The organism is Catenulispora rubra (assembly GCF_015356825.1).
Lineage (GTDB): Bacteria > Actinomycetota > Actinomycetes > Streptomycetales > Catenulisporaceae > Catenulispora > Catenulispora rubra.
Genome location: NZ_JAACYW010000753.1, coordinates 1 through 441 on the forward strand (window position 1 = coordinate 1; position 441 = coordinate 441).

Below are 441 nucleotides of genomic sequence, written 5' to 3' on the forward strand. Positions count from 1 at the left end.
CCCCAGACCGCCCCGCTCCCGCACCTGGGGCCGCCGGCGCGCCAAGCGCAGCCTCATGGCGTCCCTCTGGCCCTTCCAGGCCTTCGCCCGCCCCTCCGTGTCCCCGAACTCCGCCCACATCCGGTCGCGCTCCACCACCGCGACCGTGTGGCGCAAGTTGCGTGCCGATCGGGCGGCGGTCGTCGGGGGCTGGACTGTCGTGCTGCTGGTGCTGCTGGCGGTGTTCGCGCCGGTGGTCACCGGGGTGTTCGGGGTGGGGCCGAACACGCTGCATCCCGAGCTCACCGATGCCACCTTCGGGCCGCACGGGTCGTTCGGCGGTATCAGCTGGGCGCATCCGCTCGGGGTGGATCAGCGGATGGGGCGCGACATCATGGCCCGGCTGTTGTTCGGCGCCCGGGTGAGTCTGCTCATCGCCGGGGGTGCGACGCTTCTCAGCGT

At 72.8% G+C, this 441-nt stretch carries 1 pseudogene; it reads left to right on the top strand.

Annotated elements, in window-relative coordinates:
• Positions 1 to 55: 55 nt before the first annotated feature.
• Positions 56 to 441, top strand: a pseudogene (locus GWK61_RS55280) (ABC transporter permease); the annotation flags it as partial.